The 15,655-nt window shown below is 63.9% G+C and carries 14 protein-coding genes; 7 read left to right on the top strand and 7 right to left on the bottom strand.

The genetic code is table 11. The features are described 5' to 3' along the window. The first annotated feature begins 27 nt into the window (after window positions 1-27). The 3 genes from yccS to WMW70_RS17165 all read left to right on the top strand — a co-directional run bounded on the left by yccS (window position 28) and on the right by WMW70_RS17165 (window position 3,107). Window positions 28-2,202 (top strand): YccS family putative transporter, encoded by a 2,175-nt coding sequence (gene yccS / locus WMW70_RS17175; protein WP_341438676.1) that lies wholly within the window; start codon window positions 28-30, stop codon window positions 2,200-2,202. 123 nt (window positions 2,203-2,325) lie between these two features. Further along, a complete protein-coding gene (locus WMW70_RS17170; protein WP_341438675.1) occupies window positions 2,326-2,817 on the top strand; it encodes a GreA/GreB family elongation factor in 492 nt (163 codons plus the stop codon). Window positions 2,818-2,873: 56 nt separating this feature from the next. Next, window positions 2,874-3,107 (top strand): DUF2789 domain-containing protein, encoded by a 234-nt coding sequence (locus tag WMW70_RS17165; RefSeq protein ID WP_341438674.1) that lies wholly within the window; start codon window positions 2,874-2,876, stop codon window positions 3,105-3,107. A 150-nt stretch (window positions 3,108-3,257) separates the two neighbouring features. Here WMW70_RS17165 and WMW70_RS17160 read toward each other — a convergent pair whose 3' ends face one another. From WMW70_RS17160 to WMW70_RS17150, 3 genes are read right to left on the bottom strand one after another with little or no spacing between them, the layout of a single operon-like run. Further along, a complete protein-coding gene (locus WMW70_RS17160) occupies window positions 3,258-3,749 on the bottom strand; it encodes a M48 family metallopeptidase (RefSeq protein ID WP_341438673.1) in 492 nt (163 codons plus the stop codon). Between the two features lie 42 nt (window positions 3,750-3,791). Then, window positions 3,792-4,889 carry a PQQ-dependent sugar dehydrogenase gene (locus WMW70_RS17155; RefSeq protein ID WP_341438672.1) on the bottom strand — a complete coding sequence of 366 codons (1,098 nt, stop codon included), beginning with the start codon at window positions 4,887-4,889 and terminating at the stop codon, window positions 3,792-3,794. A 13-nt stretch (window positions 4,890-4,902) separates the two neighbouring features. Then, the gene (locus WMW70_RS17150) at window positions 4,903-5,379 is read right to left on the bottom strand and encodes a hypothetical protein (protein WP_341438671.1); all 477 of its coding nucleotides are present in this window, start codon (window positions 5,377-5,379) and stop codon (window positions 4,903-4,905) included. Between the two features lie 416 nt (window positions 5,380-5,795). On the opposite strand from WMW70_RS17150, the gene WMW70_RS17145 reads away from it, so the two are divergent. Further along, a complete protein-coding gene (locus WMW70_RS17145) occupies window positions 5,796-6,479 on the top strand; it encodes a polysaccharide lyase family 7 protein (protein WP_341438670.1) in 684 nt (227 codons plus the stop codon). An 82-nt stretch (window positions 6,480-6,561) separates the two neighbouring features. Here the strand turns inward: WMW70_RS17145 and fba are convergent, their stop codons facing one another. From fba to tkt, 4 genes are all read right to left on the bottom strand, one after another. Further along, on the bottom strand, window positions 6,562-7,626 hold the full coding sequence (gene fba, locus WMW70_RS17140; protein ID WP_296222065.1) for a class II fructose-bisphosphate aldolase: 1,065 nt from the start codon (window positions 7,624-7,626) through the stop codon (window positions 6,562-6,564). A gap of 176 nt (window positions 7,627-7,802) precedes the next feature. Then, window positions 7,803-8,966 carry a phosphoglycerate kinase gene (locus WMW70_RS17135; RefSeq protein WP_341438669.1) on the bottom strand — a complete coding sequence of 388 codons (1,164 nt, stop codon included), beginning with the start codon at window positions 8,964-8,966 and terminating at the stop codon, window positions 7,803-7,805. 4 nt (window positions 8,967-8,970) lie between these two features. Next, the gene (epd, locus tag WMW70_RS17130) at window positions 8,971-10,026 is read right to left on the bottom strand and encodes an erythrose-4-phosphate dehydrogenase (protein WP_341438668.1); all 1,056 of its coding nucleotides are present in this window, start codon (window positions 10,024-10,026) and stop codon (window positions 8,971-8,973) included. Window positions 10,027-10,126: 100 nt separating this feature from the next. After that, a complete protein-coding gene (gene tkt, locus WMW70_RS17125) occupies window positions 10,127-12,127 on the bottom strand; it encodes a transketolase (protein ID WP_341438667.1) in 2,001 nt (666 codons plus the stop codon). A 197-nt stretch (window positions 12,128-12,324) separates the two neighbouring features. Here tkt and WMW70_RS17120 point away from each other — a divergent pair, with 197 nt between their 5' ends. The 3 genes from WMW70_RS17120 (at window position 12,325) to WMW70_RS17110 (ending at window position 15,653) form a co-directional block, all read left to right on the top strand. After that, the gene (locus tag WMW70_RS17120) at window positions 12,325-13,341 is read left to right on the top strand and encodes an ArsR/SmtB family transcription factor (RefSeq protein WP_341438666.1); all 1,017 of its coding nucleotides are present in this window, start codon (window positions 12,325-12,327) and stop codon (window positions 13,339-13,341) included. Between the two features lie 12 nt (window positions 13,342-13,353). Beyond that, complete coding sequence (metK, locus tag WMW70_RS17115; RefSeq protein WP_341438665.1) at window positions 13,354-14,544, top strand: methionine adenosyltransferase; 1,191 nt, start codon at window positions 13,354-13,356, stop codon at window positions 14,542-14,544. Window positions 14,545-14,864: 320 nt separating this feature from the next. Continuing rightward, window positions 14,865-15,653 (top strand): substrate-binding periplasmic protein, encoded by a 789-nt coding sequence (locus WMW70_RS17110; RefSeq protein WP_341438664.1) that lies wholly within the window; start codon window positions 14,865-14,867, stop codon window positions 15,651-15,653. The last annotated feature ends 2 nt before the right edge of the window (window positions 15,654-15,655 follow it).

The raw sequence follows: 15,655 nt of genomic DNA, 5'->3' as shown, positions 1-15,655 counted from the left end.
TATTCCCGCTGAACAAGACCCCAGCCCATGCCGTCCAGCCCCCTCAGCCACTCCCTGCGCCGCCTCTGGGCCCTGGACAAGTTCAGCTACAGCCTGCGGGTGTTTATCGCCCTCAGTGGCGCGCTGTTGCTGTGCTGGGCGCAAGGCTGGATGCATGCCCTGATTCCGCTGTTCCTCGGGGTTATCGCCAGCGCCCTGGCCGAGACCGACGACAGCTGGCAGGGCCGCCTAGTGGCACTACTGGTCACCCTGGGCTGTTTCAGCGCCGCGGCCTATGCGGTGGAGTTCCTGTTCCCCTACCCCTGGTTGTTCGTCAGTGCCCTGGCCCTGGCCAGCTTTTCCCTGACCATGCTCGGGGCCTTGGGCGAACGCTACGCCACCCTGGGTTCGGCGACCCTGATCCTGGCGGTGTACAGCATGATCGGCGTGGAGCAGCGCGGCGGCAGTGCCGGACTCTGGCTGGAACCCCTGCTGCTGGTGGCGGGTGCGGCCTGGTACGGCCTGCTGTCGGTGATCTGGAATGCGCTGTTCGCCAACCAGCCGGTGCAGCACAGCCTGGCCCGGCTGTTTCGCGAGCTGGGCCTGTACCTCAAGCTCAAGGCCGCGCTGTTCGAGCCGCTGCGCCAGCTGGATGTGGAGGAACGGCGACTGGCCCTGGCCAGGCAGAACGGCCGGGTCGTCGCCGCGCTCAATGCCTGCAAGGAGGTGATCCTGCACCGGGTCGGCAATGGTCGCCCCGGGCCCAAGGTCAGCCGCTACCTCAAGCTGTATTTCCTCGCCCAGGATCTGCACGAGCGCGCCAGCTCCTCGCACTACCCCTACAACGAACTGGCCGAAGCCTTCTTCCACAGCGATGTGCTGTTCCGCTGCCAGCGCCTGCTGCGCCTGCACGGCCAGGCCTGCCAACGGCTGGCCCAGGCCATCGAACTGCGCCAGCCGTTCGAATACCGCTCGCTGTGCAGCCAGGCCCTCATCGACCTGCACGACTCCCTGGAGCACCTGCGGGTGCAAAGCAACCCGGCCTGGCGGCACCTGCTGCGCTCCCTCGCGGCCCTGGCCGGCAACCTGCGCAGCCTCGATGGGCTGCTGAGCAACGCCAGCAGCCCCGATGCCCTGGCCGAGGAGCAGGACAGCAGCCTGCTCGACCGCGAGCCGCAATCGCTCAAGGACGTCTGGGAGCGGCTGCGCCTGCAACTGACGCCGACCTCACTGCTGTTCCGCCATGCCCTGCGCCTGTCCTGCGCCCTGACCCTCGGCTACGGCCTGCTGCACTGGATCCACCCGACCCAGGGCTACTGGATCCTGCTGACCACCCTGTTCGTCTGTCAGCCGAACTACGGCGCGACCCGACTCAAGCTGGTGCAACGGATCAGCGGCACGGTGCTTGGCCTGCTGCTCGGCTGGGCGCTGTTCGACCTGTTCCCCAACCCGCTGGTGCAGGCCTTGTTCGCGGTGGTGGCCGGGGTGGCCTTCTTCGCCCTGCGCAGCAGCCGTTACACCCTGGCCACGGCGGCCATCACCCTGCTGGTGCTGTTCTGCTTCAACCAGGTGGGCGACGGTTACGGCCTGTTTATTCCGCGCCTGGTGGATACCCTGCTGGGCAGCCTGATCGCCGGCCTGGCGGTATTCCTGATCCTGCCGGACTGGCAGGGCCGCCGACTCAACCGCCTGCTGGCCAATACCCTGAGCTGCAACAGCCGCTACCTGCAGCAGATCATCGCCCAGTACGCCAGCGGCAAACGCGACGACCTGGCCTATCGCCTGGCGCGGCGCAACGCGCACAACGCCGATGCGACCCTGTCGACCACCCTGGGCAATATGCTGATGGAGCCCGGGCACTTCCGTAAGGAGGCCGATATCGGTTTCCGTTTTCTGGTGCTGTCGCACACCCTCCTGAGTTATCTCTCCGGGCTCGGCGCGCACCGCGGCGAAACCCGTCTGGAAGGCAGCGACAACCCACTGCTACTAGGGGCCGGGCACCTGGCCGCCAGCCTCGACGAGATCGCCCAGTGCCTGAACGAAGGACGCCCGGTGGCGATTCACAGCGATGCGGAAGAGCAGCTGGCCAGTCGCCTGGAGCAGCCCGACGACAGCCTGGACGACCAGCAGCGCCTGGTGCAGACCCAGCTGGCGCTGATCTGTCGTCAGCTCGGGCCGCTGCGCACCCTGGCCGCCCACTTGCGCAAAGATGGGCAGGCCTGAGAGCAGCCATGCCCGTCGATGGGTATCGCTACACTCAACGCCATCCTACTCGGGCATCGCGTAACCACCCGAGGGGGCGCTTTTCCGCTAATCTCGCCCCTTCACCCAGCCTCAGCCAAGAACATGCCGACCCTAAACAAAGCGCAGTTGCTGCATCAGGTCATCGCCCATCTCGAAACCGCCCTGAGCCAGGCGCAGCAGGCGGCCCAGACCGCCTACGAGGCGGCCACCGATGAAGAAAACATCGCCGAGAACAAGTACGACACCCTGGGCCTGGAGGCCTCCTACCTGGCCACCGGCCAGGCCCGCCGCGCGCAGGCCATCCGCCACACTCTGAGTACCTGGAAGCAGCTGGTCCTGCGCCCCTTCGACGAGCGCCTGGGCGTACAGCTCGGCGCACTGGTCTGGCTGGCCGACGAAGACGACAAGCGCCAGTGCCTGTTCCTTGGCCCGGACGGCGCAGCGATAAAACTGCAGCAGGACGGCCACAGCGTGCAGGTCATCGGCCCACTGGCACCCCTGGGCCGCGCCCTGCTCGGCAAGGGCTGCGGCGACCAGGTAACCCTGCAGATCGCCAGCGGCGTGCAACTGTTCGAGCTTCTGTCGGTCGACTAAAGGTGTTATCAGTTAAGGCTCAGGGAATCATCCCCGACTTATCCAGGGAGACCAGCATGCAAGCGCCCACCCACAGCCTGTCCGCACTGTTCAAGCAACTCGGCCTGACCGACGACCCGGCCGCCATCGATCGCTTTATCAAACAGCATTCGCCGCTGCCGCAAGGCTGCCAACTGGCCGACGCGCCCTTCTGGGACAAGCCCCAGGCAGACTTTCTGCGCGAGGAAATTCTCGAGGACGCGGACTGGGCCGAGGTGGTTGACCAGCTCAACCTGCTGCTGCGCGACTAAGCGCCCGCGCACCGGCTGCCGGTGCGCCTCACCGTAGGGTGCGCTGTGCGCACCAGGGGCCCGCAGTCTGCGCGTTGTGCACCAATAACCTTCAGCCTGGGCGGTGCGCACGGCGCACCCTACGAAGTGCCGAATGATCGACACCGCCCCCTAGGGCAGCTCGCGCCAGGTCAGGTAGACGCGCAGGTCGAATTCCAGCTGGTGGTAGCCCGGCAGCATGTATTCGCAGAGTTTGTAGAAGGCCTTGTTGTGTTCGGCCTCTTTCAAATGCGCCAGCTCGTGCACCACGATCATCTGCAGAAACTCCGGCGCGGCCTCGCGAAACAGCGAGGCGACGCGAATCTCCTTCTTCGCCTTGAGCTTGCCGCCCTGCACCCGCGAGATCGCCGTATGCAGGCCGAGGGCGCGGTGGGTCAGGTCGAGACGGTTGTCATACAGCACCTTGTCGATGGCCGGGGCATTGCGCAGGTGCTCCTGCTTGAGGCCCTGGATATAGGCATACAGGGCCTTGTCGCTCTGGATGTCATGCTTGCCGCCGTAGGAACGCGCCAGGTAATCGCCCAGGCGCTGTTCGGCAATCAGCTGACGGATCTTGTCCTGAAGTTCGACGGGGTAGCCTTGCAGGTATTTCAGCGGAGTCATGGTGTCTAGGGGCAAATCCTGGGGGCGCAGAGTATGGCCAATCTAATCGGCCGGCACTACCCGCAGCACCCGCCCCTCAGCATTGTCGGTGAGCAGATAGAGCGCACCGTCCGGGCCGCTGCGCACATCGCGAATCCGCTCATCCAGCTCTTCGAACAGCACCTCCTCGCCCGCCAGCTTGCCATCCAACATGCGAATGCGCCGTACGCTGCGTTCGGCCAGAGTCGAGGCAAACAGGTCGCCCTGCCATTCCGGGAACAGCGCGCCGCGGTACTGGGTCAGGCTCGACGGGGCCACCGAAGGCGTCCAGTGCAGCAGCGGCTGCTGCAGGCCGGGCAGCTCGGTATAGGGCGAAATCTGCGCGCCGGTGTAATCAACCCCATAGGTGATCAGCGGCCAGCCATAGTTGTGGCCGGGCTCGATCAGGTTCAGCTCGTCGCCGCCGCGGGGGCCATGCTCGTGACTGTAGAGCCGCTGCAGGCGGGCATCGTAGTAGATGCCCTGGACATTGCGATGGCCCAGGCTGTAGATCTCCGCTGCCGCCCCGGCCTGCCCGACCAGAGGGTTGTCCGCCGGCACGCTGCCGTCGCGATGGAGCCGCACGATCTTGCCCAGGTGGTTGGCCGGGTTCTGCGCCTGCTCGCGCCAGTCGAAGCCATCGCCCAGGGTCAGCACCAGGGTCTGGTCCGGGAGAAAGGCCATGCGCCCACCATAGTGAGCCGCCCCGGCCTTGGCCGGCAGGGCGCTAAACAGCACCTCGACGTCCTGTAAGCGCCCCTCCACCAGACGACCGCGGGCCAGACGGGTGTTGTTGGCCTGCTCGGTGCCATAAGCGTAGCTCAGATAAACCCATTGATTACCGGCGAAATCGGGATCGAGCAGCACCTCCATCAGCCCCGCCTGGGCAGCCACGAACGCCTCGGGCACGCCGGCGACCGGCTCGGGATCGAGGCTGCCGTCCTTGGCGATAATCCGCAGGCGACCGACTCGTTCAGTCACCAGCATCCGCCCGTCCGGCAAAAAGGCCAGGGACCAGGGGTGTTCGAGGCCGGCGGTGACAGTTTCGATACGGTAATCCTGGGCCAGCGCCAGCGCGCTGGCGGCCAGGGTGCCAAGCAGCACCAGGGTGGTTCTCAACATGGGCAGGGCCTTGTCATAGGGAGGCGGAAGGCGTCGATTGCGCTCGATAACGCACCCGCCGGCCGAGCAGACCGAACAGCAGCGCGCCTGCGCTGCCACTGGCCATCAGCCCCAGGGTGCCGAACAGGTTGCGGTCGGCGGCGATCAGCGTCGGCATCGGTGCCAGCGCATTGGCCAGGGCCAGTGCCGTCCAGATCGCCGCGGCACCGGCCAGAACGAAGATCGCCCAGCGCAGGGACGGCAGACGGCGCGCGCTCCACGCCGCCAACGGTAGGGCGAAGACGAAACCAAAGGCGGCCAGCAGGGCGAAGGTCGGAGCGAAGCCGAACAGGTCCAGGCAGGTGGTAGCCAGGCGCACGCCCAGCGGCATGGGCGCGCCAAGCGCCTGCAGGGCGGCGAGGTTGCTCTGAGTCTGAAAGATCGAAGCAAGCAGAGTGGCCAACAATACAGCGAGGACGAAGGCGAGCAACAGGCGTGGCTTGCTGGACATGGGTGGAGGTTTCCCGGGACGACAGTGCAGCGAGTATGGCGCAGCCCGTCGGCCAGCGTGGCCTGGGTGTTTTACAGGGTTTTACCTGGTGCCCCTGGGGCCCCTCCCGCAGCGCCTGCTGGGATTCGTGGGCCATGATCGGCGGCCTGGCACCGACGATTTTGGGCGACAGAATGGCTCGAACACCGCAAAGACAAAATATTGGCGTCAATTACACGACGAACGGTTGTCATCCATTCTGAACTTCTGCCGTTATACAGGTGTCGCGAAGGCAGCCCCGCCTCCCGACAAGGGCAACACCTGCCCCCTTCTAGTTCGCCTGTGTCACCCGCTGGAACGCCAAGTAGCCCTTACTAACTCCCGGATGAGTTGTGCCCTCGACTGACTGAAGCCTCTGCCTTTCAGGAGCATCAAGCATGATCGACCTCGACACGTGGAATCTGAGCATCCCCGTCGGCGTTCCCGCCACCACCATCGAAACCCCATTGCTGGTCGGCGGTTACCAGGATCACTATTTCCAGTCCAAGAACGGCGCGATCTTCTTCTGGGCCCCTGTCAACGGCAGCACCACCGAAACCGCGAAGTACCCCCGCAGCGAGCTGCGCGAAACGTACCCCGACGGCAGCCTGCGCAACTGGATCTACCCCAGCGCGGATCATTTCCTGCGCGCCGCGCTGATCGTCAGCCAGGTGCCCTCCACCGGCAAACTGGTGATTGGCCAGATCCACGCTTACAAAAGCTCCAAGCCACTGGTCAAGCTGGAGTATCAGTACAAGGACTATTCCGCCAGCGGCAATATCGTCGCCAAGGTGCGTCTCAGTCCCGAGGCAACGATCCAGGTCGTGACCCTGGCCAGCGGCATCTCGCTGAACCAGCGCTTCACCTACGTCCTGCATCTGACGCCTAAAGGAACCCTGGCAATCAACCTCAACGGGGTCAAGTGGAGCACCCGGCTCGACTCGGCCTGGGCGAGCAAACCGCTGTATTTCAAGGCCGGGGTCTACCCCCAGGACAACAGCGGCTATGAAACCGAAGCCGGCGCGGCGCATTTCGACAAACTGAGCATCGAGCACCGCCCCCTGCTCAGCACCGTGCCCTGAGGCGCTGCCACAGACAGAAAAACGCCGCGTCCCCTGGAGGAGACGCGGCGTTTTCTTGAGACGTGCAGGTGCTGCGCCGGGATCAGTTGACCTTGGCGGCCAGCTCACCCTTGGCATAACGCTGGAACATGCCTTCCAGGGAGATCGGCTTGATCTTCGAGGCGTTGCCGGCGGTGCCGAAGGCTTCGTAACGGGCGATGCAGATGTCGCGCATGGCGGTAACGGTGGCACCGAAGAACTTGCGCGGGTCGAACTCGCTCGGGTTGGTGGCCATCAGGCGGCGCATGGCACCGGTGGACGCCAGACGCAGGTCGGTATCGATGTTGACCTTGCGCACGCCGTACTTGATGCCTTCGACGATTTCCTCAACCGGCACGCCGTAGGTTTCTTTGATGTCACCGCCGTACTGGTTGATGATCGCCAGCCACTCTTGCGGCACCGAAGAAGAACCGTGCATCACCAGGTGGGTATTGGGGATGCGCTTGTGGATTTCCTTGATGCGGTCGATGGCGAGGATGTCACCGGTGGGTGGCTTGGTGAACTTGTAGGCACCGTGGCTGGTGCCGATGGCAATGGCCAGGGCATCCACCTGAGTACGCTTGACGAAGTCGGCGGCTTCTTCCGGGTCGGTCAGCATCTGGCTGTGATCCAGCACGCCTTCCGCGCCAACACCGTCTTCTTCGCCGGCCATGCCGGTTTCCAGGCTGCCCAGGCAACCCAGCTCACCTTCCACGGACACGCCGCAGGCGTGGGCGAAGGCCACGGTCTGCTGGGTCACGGCGACGTTGTAATCGTAGTCGGCCGGGGTCTTGCCGTCTTCTTTCAGCGAGCCGTCCATCATCACCGAGCTGAAGCCCAGCTGGATCGAGCGCTGGCAGACGTCAGGGCTGGTGCCGTGGTCCTGGTGCATGCACACCGGGATATGCGGGAATTCTTCGATGGCCGCCAGGATCAGGTGACGCAGGAAGGGTGCGCCGGCGTACTTGCGGGCACCGGCGGAAGCCTGGACGATCACCGGAGAATCGGTCTTGTCGGCCGCTTCCATGATCGCGCGCATCTGCTCGAGGTTGTTGACGTTGAAGGCCGGCACGCCGTAGCCGAATTCGGCGGCGTGGTCGAGCATCTGGCGCATGCTGATAAGTGCCATGGTGTTCTTTCTCCCGGTGGGGCTCGTTAATCGTGCAAGCCTGCCGCAGGGGCAGGCGCTATTCAAGTCATTCAGACCGGGGGTGAACCCGGCCTGTATTCAACCCGTAGCCCGGATGAAATCCGGGTGGCCTTAATATCCAGTGGCGGGTTACGCCGCTACGCGACTAACCCACCCTACACCTTGGCGCGCTGTTCCAGCACTTCCACAGCCGGCAGCACCTTGCCTTCGACGAATTCGAGGAACGCGCCACCACCGGTGGATATATAGGAAATCTTGTCGGCCACGGCGTATTTGTCGATGGCCGCCAGGGTGTCGCCACCGCCGGCGATGGAGAACGCCGGGCTTTCGGCGATGGCCTGAGCCAGCACCTTGGTGCCGTTGCCGAACTGGTCGAATTCGAACACGCCGACCGGACCGTTCCACAGAATGGTCTTCGAGGATTTCAGCAACTCGGCGAACTGCGCGGCGGTCTGCGGGCCGATATCCAGGATCATGTCGTCTTCAGCCACATCGGCTACCAGCTTGACGGTGGCTTCGGCGTCTTCAGCGAAGGCTTTGGCGACAACCACATCGACCGGCAACGGCACGCTGACCTTGGCCGCTATGGCCTTGGCGGTGTCGAGCAGATCGGCTTCGTACAGCGACTTGCCCACCGGGAAGCCGGCGGCGGCGAGGAAGGTGTTGGCGATGCCGCCGCCGACGATCAGCTGGTCGCAGATCTGGCTCAGGCTGTTGAGTACGTCGAGCTTGGTCGACACCTTGGAGCCGGCGACGATCGCGGCCATTGGCTTGGCCGGGTTACCCAGGGCCTTGCCCAGGGCGTCCAGCTCGGCCGCCAGCAGCGGGCCTGCGCAGGCGACTTTGGCGAACTTGGCCACGCCATGGGTCGAACCCTCGGCGCGGTGGGCGGTGCCGAAGGCGTCCATGACGAACACGTCGCACAGGGCGGCGTATTGCTGGGCCAGCTCATCGCTGTTTTTCTTCTCGCCCTTGTTAAAGCGCACGTTCTCGAACAGCACGATCTCACCGGCCTTGAGCTCAACGCCGCTCAGGTAATCCGCTACCAGCGGTACGTCGCGGCCCAGGGCCTTGCTCAGGTAGTCGGCCACCGGCTTGAGGCTGTTCTCTGCGCTGAATTCGCCTTCGCTCGGGCGACCCAGGTGCGAACAGACCATTACGGCTGCGCCCTTTTCCAACGCCAGCTTGATGGTCGGCAGGGAGGCGAGGATGCGCGCGTCGCTCTTCACCACGCCGTCTTTTACCGGCACGTTGAGGTCTTCGCGGATCAGCACGCGCTTACCGGCGAGGTCGAGGTCGGTCATCTTCAGAACGGTCATTAAATCAGTCCTTCACGGCAGCAGAAGTAGTCAGGGAAAGAAAGTGTTCGGCCACATCGAGCATGCGGTTGGCAAAGCCCCACTCATTGTCGAACCAGGCCAGCAGGTTGACCAGGCGCGGCCCGGAAACCCGGGTCTGGCTGCCATCGACAATCGCCGAATGCGGGTCGTGGTTGAAATCGCAGCTGGCGTGGGGCAGCTCGGTGTAAGCCAGCAGACCTTTAAGCGGGCCGCTCTCGGCCGCCTGGCGCAGCACCGCATTGATCTCGGCCGCCGACGTATCGCGGGCGGTCTGCAGGGTGATATCCAGGCACGAGACATTTACCGTCGGCACGCGAATAGCTTTGGCCTGGATACGCCCGCTTAGTTCCGGCAACAGGCGTTCGATACCGCGGGCCAGACCAGTGGACACCGGAATCACCGACTGGAAGGCCGAACGCGTACGGCGCAAATCCTCATGGTGATAGGCATCGATCACCGGCTGATCGTTCATCGCCGAGTGGATGGTGGTGATCGACACGTAGTCGATCCCCACTGTCTCATTCAGCAACTTGAGCAACGGCACGCCGCAATTGGTGGTGCAGGAGGCGTTGGACACCAGCAGCTCGCGGCCGCTCAGGCAATCCTGATTGACCCCGTAAACCACGGTGGCGTCGATATCCGCCTCGCTGGCCATAGGTTGCGACAGCAATAGTCGCGGTGCGCCGGCATCGATAAAGCGCCGGGCATCGGCGCGGCTGGTGTACTGGCCGGAGCATTCGAGCAGCAGGTCGATATCCAGCGCGGCCCAGTCGATGGCTTCCGGCGTGGCCTGGCGCAGCACCTTTACGCAGTCACCATTGATATGCAGGCAATCGCCGTCGACCCGCACCTCGCCGGGAAAACGCCCGTGGGTGGAGTCGAAGCGGGTCAGGTATTCGATGCTGGCCTGGTCGGCCAGATCATTCAGCGCAACGATTTCCAGGCTCGCTCCGGCACCGCGCTCATGCAGCGCACGTAGCACGCAGCGGCCGATACGGCCGTAACCGTTGAGGGCGATTCTGTAGGGGCGCTTGGACATGGCGATCTCGATGGGTAACGGTCGTAGGATGGGTGGAGCTTTGCGATACCCATCACAGCCGATTGATGGGTATCGCTTCGCTCAACACCATCCTACGGAGTCAGGCGTCCAACAATTCGGCGGCGGTTTCCAGGATGTTTTCAACGGTAAAGCCGAATTCCTCGAACAGCGCCGGGGCCGGGGCCGACTCGCCGAAGGTGGTCATGCCGATGATGCGGCCTTCCAGACCGACGTACTTGTACCAGTAGTCGGCATGGGAGGCTTCGATGGCGATCCGCGCACCCACTTGCACCGGCAGCACGGCCTGCTTGTAGCCGGCGTCCTGCTGGTCGAACACGCTGGTGGACGGCATCGAGACCACACGCACCTGGCGGCCTTCAGCGGTCAACTTGTCGTAGGCCGCTACGGCCAGGCCGATTTCCGAACCGGTGGCGATCAGGATCAGTTCCGGCTCGCCATTGCAGTCCTTGAGCACGTAGCCGCCGCGAGCCACATCGGCCAGCTGCTGGGCATCACGCGACTGGTGCGGCAGGTTCTGCCGGCTGAACACCAGCGCGGACGGGCCGTCGTTGCGCTCGATCGCGTATTTCCAGGCCACCGCCGATTCCACGGCGTCGCATGGGCGCCAGGTGTCGAGGTTCGGCGTGCCACGCAGGCTGGCCAGTTGCTCGATCGGCTGGTGGGTCGGGCCGTCTTCACCGAGGCCGATGGAGTCGTGGGTGAATACATAGAGCACGCGCTTTTTCATCAACGCGGACATGCGCACGGCATTGCGCGCGTATTCCATGAAGATCAGGAAGGTCGCGCCGTAGGGCACGAAGCCGCCATGCAGGGCCACGCCGTTCATGATCGCGCTCATGCCGAACTCGCGCACGCCGTAGAACATATAGTTGCCGGAAGCATCTTCGGCCGATACGCCCTTGCAGCCTTTCCACAGGGTCAGGTTGGAACCGGCCAGGTCCGCCGAGCCGCCCAGGAATTCCGGCAGCAGCGGGCCGAAAGCGTTCAGAGTGTTCTGGCTGGCCTTGCGGCTGGCAATGGTTTCGCCCTTCTCGGCGACTTCCTGGATATAGGCGGCGGCTTTCTCGGCGAAATCGGCCGGCAGCTCACCAGCGATGCGGCGTTTGAACTCGCTGGCAAGCGTGGGGTATGCGGCGGCGTAGGCGGCGAAGCGCTGGTCCCACTCGGCTTCGGCAGCGGCACCGGCGGCCTTGGCGTCCCACTCGGCGTAGATCTCAGCGGGGATTTCGAAGGGGCCATAGTTCCAGCCCAGGGTGGCGCGGGTCAGGGCGATTTCGTCATTGCCCAGCGGCGCGCCGTGGCACTCTTCCTTGCCTTGCTTGTTCGGCGAACCGAAACCGATGGTGGTCTTGCAGCAGATCAGGGTCGGCTGGTCGCTGGTCTTGCGCGCGGTGTCGATGGCGATCTTGAGTTCTTCGGCGTCATGGCCGTCGACATTGCGGATCACCTGCCAGCCGTAGGCCTCGAAGCGTTTCGGCGTGTCATCGGTAAACCAGCCCTCGACTTCGCCGTCGATGGAGATGCCGTTGTCGTCATAGAAGGCGATCAGCTTGCCCAGGCCCAGGGTGCCGGCCAGGGAGCAGACTTCATGGCTGATGCCTTCCATCATGCAACCGTCGCCGAGGAAGGCGTAGGTGAAGTGGTCAACGATCTGGTGGCCGTCGCGGTTGAACTGCGCGCCCAGCACCTTCTCCGCCAGGGCAAAGCCCACGGCGTTGGCGATACCCTGGCCGAGCGGACCGGTGGTGGTTTCCACGCCCGGGGTGTAGCCGTATTCCGGGTGGCCCGGGGTGCGGCTGTGCAGTTGGCGGAAGTTTTTCAGGTCTTCGATGCCCAGGTCATAGCCGGTGAGGTGCAGCAGCGAGTAGATCAGCATCGAGCCGTGGCCGTTGGACAGCACAAAGCGGTCGCGGTCGGCAAAACTCGGGTTGCTCGGATTGTGCTTGAGGTAGTCGCGCCACAGGACTTCGGCGATATCCGCCATGCCCATCGGGGCTCCGGGGTGGCCGCTGTTGGCTTTCTGCACGGCATCCATGCTCAGGGCACGAATGGCATTGGCTCGCTCACGACGGCTGGGCATCACTGAATCTCCTACGGGCTGCTTGGGCAACTGGGGGTCGAAAAAGGCGGCCATTTTCGCCCAGCGGAGCCCATTGGGGCAATGACAGATAGTCGCAGAGCCAAGGTTTTCTGGCCTTCGGCCCAGCAATACCAATATCAAAACTTTTTGATATTGGTATTGCTGGATGAAAAATGACCGACTAGACTGCCCAGCCTATGAATATGCGCGCCACCCTTCCGACCTTCGAACCCGTCGACGCCCTCGCCGCTCTGTGCAAGGCCGGCGGCGATTCGCTGCGCCTGAATGTGCTGCGCGCACTGAGCAACGACTCCTTCGGCGTGCTGGAACTGGCGCAGATCTTTGCCATTGGTCAATCAGGCATCAGCCATCACCTCAAGGTACTTGCCCAGGCCGGCCTGGTGGCCACCCGGCGCGAAGGCAATGCGATTTTCTACCGCCGCGCCCTGGCCCATAACGAGCAGCTCGGCGGCAGCCTGCACGCGGCCCTGCTCGAAGAAGTGGACCGCCTGCCTCTGCCCACCGAGGTGCGCGGGCGGATTGCCGAGGTGCACAGCCAGCGCGCCGCTGCCAGCCAGGACTTCTTCGCCCGTTGCGCGGCCAGCTTCCAGGCTCAGCAGGACCTGATCGCCGGCCTGCCGCAGTACCGTGACAGTCTGCTCAGCCTGCTCGACTCGCTGAACTTTGCCGCCAGCGCCACGGCCCTGGAAATCGGCCCCGGCGACGGCGGCTTTCTGCCCGAGCTGGCCAGGCGCTTCAGCCACGTCACCGCCCTGGACAACAGCCCGGCGATGCTCGAACTGACCCGCCAGCGCTGCCAGCAGGACGGCCTGGACAATGTCGAATTGCACTTGGCCGACGCCTTACATGATGACTATCCAGCCGCCGACTGCCTGGTGCTGAATATGGTCCTGCACCATTTCGCCGCCCCGGCCGAGGCGCTGAAGCAGCTGGCCCGGCGGGTCAAACCGGGCGGCAGCCTGCTGATCACCGATTTATGCAGCCACAACCAGAGCTGGGCCAAGCAGGCCTGCGGCGACCTGTGGCTGGGCTTCGAACAGGACGACCTGGCCCGCTGGGCGGTCGCCGCGGGCCTCACGCCGAGCGAGAGCCTGTATGTCGGCCTGCGCAACGGCTTCCAGATTCAGGTACGGCACTTTGCCAACCCCCATGAAAACAGCGGCCTGAGGGCCACCGTCAGCGGTACACAATAGGAAAACCGATCGATGAGCGAATACTCCCTCTTTACCTCCGAGTCCGTCTCCGAAGGCCATCCGGACAAGATTGCCGACCAGATCTCCGATGCGGTGCTGGACGCCATCATCGCCCAGGACAAGCACGCCCGCGTGGCCGTGGAAACCCTGGTCAAGACTGGCGTGGCCATCGTTGCCGGTGAAGTCACCACCAGCGCCTGGGTCGACCTTGAACAGATCGTCCGCGACGTGATCTGCGACATCGGCTACACCAACTCCGACGTCGGCTTCGACGGTGCCACCTGCGGCGTGCTGAACATCATTGGCAAGCAGTCCCCGGACATCAACCAGGGCGTCGACCGCGCCAAGCCGGAAGACCAGGGTGCGGGCGACCAGGGCCTGATGTTCGGCTACGCCAGCAACGAAACCGACGTGCTGATGCCGGCACCGATCCGCTTCTCCCACGCGCTGGTGCAGCGCCAGGCCGAAGCGCGCAAGTCCGGCCTGCTGCCGTGGCTGCGCCCGGACGCGAAATCCCAGGTCACCTGCCAGTATGAGAACGGCAAGGTGGTCGGCATCGACGCCGTGGTGCTGTCCACTCAGCACAATCCGGAAGTGTCGCTGGCTGATCTGCGTGAAGGGGTGATGGAGCTGATCATCAAGCACGCCCTGCCGGCCGATCTGCTGCACAAAGGCACCCAGTACCACATCAACCCGACCGGCAACTTCGTGATCGGCGGCCCCGTGGGCGACTGCGGCCTGACCGGGCGCAAGATCATCGTCGACAGCTACGGCGGCATGGCCCGCCACGGTGGCGGCGCGTTCTCCGGCAAGGACCCATCCAAGGTTGACCGTTCGGCCGCCTATGCCGGTCGTTATGTGGCGAAGAACATCGTGGCCGCCGGCCTGGCCGAGCGTTGCGAAATCCAGGTGTCCTACGCCATCGGCGTGGCCCAGCCGACCTCGATCTCGATCAACACCTTCGGCACCCACAAGATCGCCGAAGACAAGATCATCAAGCTGGTGCGCGAGGTGTTTGACCTGCGCCCGTACGCCATCACCAAGATGCTCGACCTGCTCCACCCGATGTACCAGGAAACCGCGGCCTACGGCCATTTCGGCCGCACCCCGGAGCAGAAGACTGTCGGCGACGACAGCTTCACCACCTTCACCTGGGAAAAGACCGACAAGGTCGCCGACCTGCGCGCCGCCGCCGGCCTGTAATTCCCCGTCGCAAGACCCAAAGCCTCGCCTCGTGCGGGGCTTTTTTATGGCGCAGTGTAAGAGAAGTACCGAAGGGCGCACTGGGTGGATCGCAGCTGTGGCGTATGCCTCGACCTGCAGCAAGCGGGGTCAGCACCCGTCGCGCTCAGCGTTGCAGGTATTTCTCCGCCACCGTGACGTGCTGGCATCAAGAATGCCTTTTAAAACGCTCAGGATATATATGACGTGCGGGCAGACGCTCGCGCCAACGCCGGATAGACTGATTAAATGATCAACAGAAACATCCTCGGCTGTCGACCGAGCACCTGCAGAGCAAAGCCATGCGCCTATCATTGCTGCCGACCTTGTTTCTGACCCTCATGCCGACGTTCGTCTTGGCCGAGCAATCGTTGCTGCGTATCTGCTACGAGAACGAAGACTCCACGCCCTTCTGGTCCGATTACAAGCAAGCCAAACCTGGCTTGATCGTGGAGCTGGTCCAATCGGCCGCTCAGCAGGCTGGCCTGCGTCTAGAGCTTCAACGCCGCCCCTGGAAACGCTGCATCCTGCAGCTGCAAAGCGGCCAGAGCGATGGCATTTTTGCCGCCATCTGGCAGGCGGATCGCGATGTCTGGGGTCAGTTTCCTGGTCGCGACCCTGAGCGCCAAGAAGCCGTGGATCGTGATTATCGGCTCTGGCAAGTCGACTATCCGATCATCATCAGTACCGACAGCCTATTGCAGTGGAATGGCCAGCAGTTCAAGGGCTTGCAGTATGGCCTGAGCGCCCCCCTTGGCTATATCGCCAGCCAGCGCCTGCGAGCCCTTGGCGTGCAGGCCAAGGTCAATCCCAGCGCGGAAAAAGCCTTGCAGCTGGTGACTCTTGGACGCCTGGATGGCTATGTGATCGAGCGCCATATCGGCAATACACACATCCGCAAGCTGGGGCTGCAGTCCGACCTGAAGATGCTGCCATTGCCTTTACTGCAAGCCGACTGGTATCTGCCGTTATCACATCAGTTCACCCGCCAATACCCGCAGCAGGCACAACGCTTCTGGCAGGCATTACGCGACCAACGCTTGCGCCAAGAGACCGATCTCAGCCAGCGCTACCTTCAGCTCAGCGACTAAGC

The sequence above is a fragment of the Pseudomonas sp. XK-1 genome, assembly GCF_038069885.1.
Taxonomy (GTDB): domain Bacteria; phylum Pseudomonadota; class Gammaproteobacteria; order Pseudomonadales; family Pseudomonadaceae; genus Aquipseudomonas.
The sequence above is the reverse complement of the archived record's forward strand: the minus strand, read 5'-3'. Positions and strand labels throughout refer to the sequence as shown.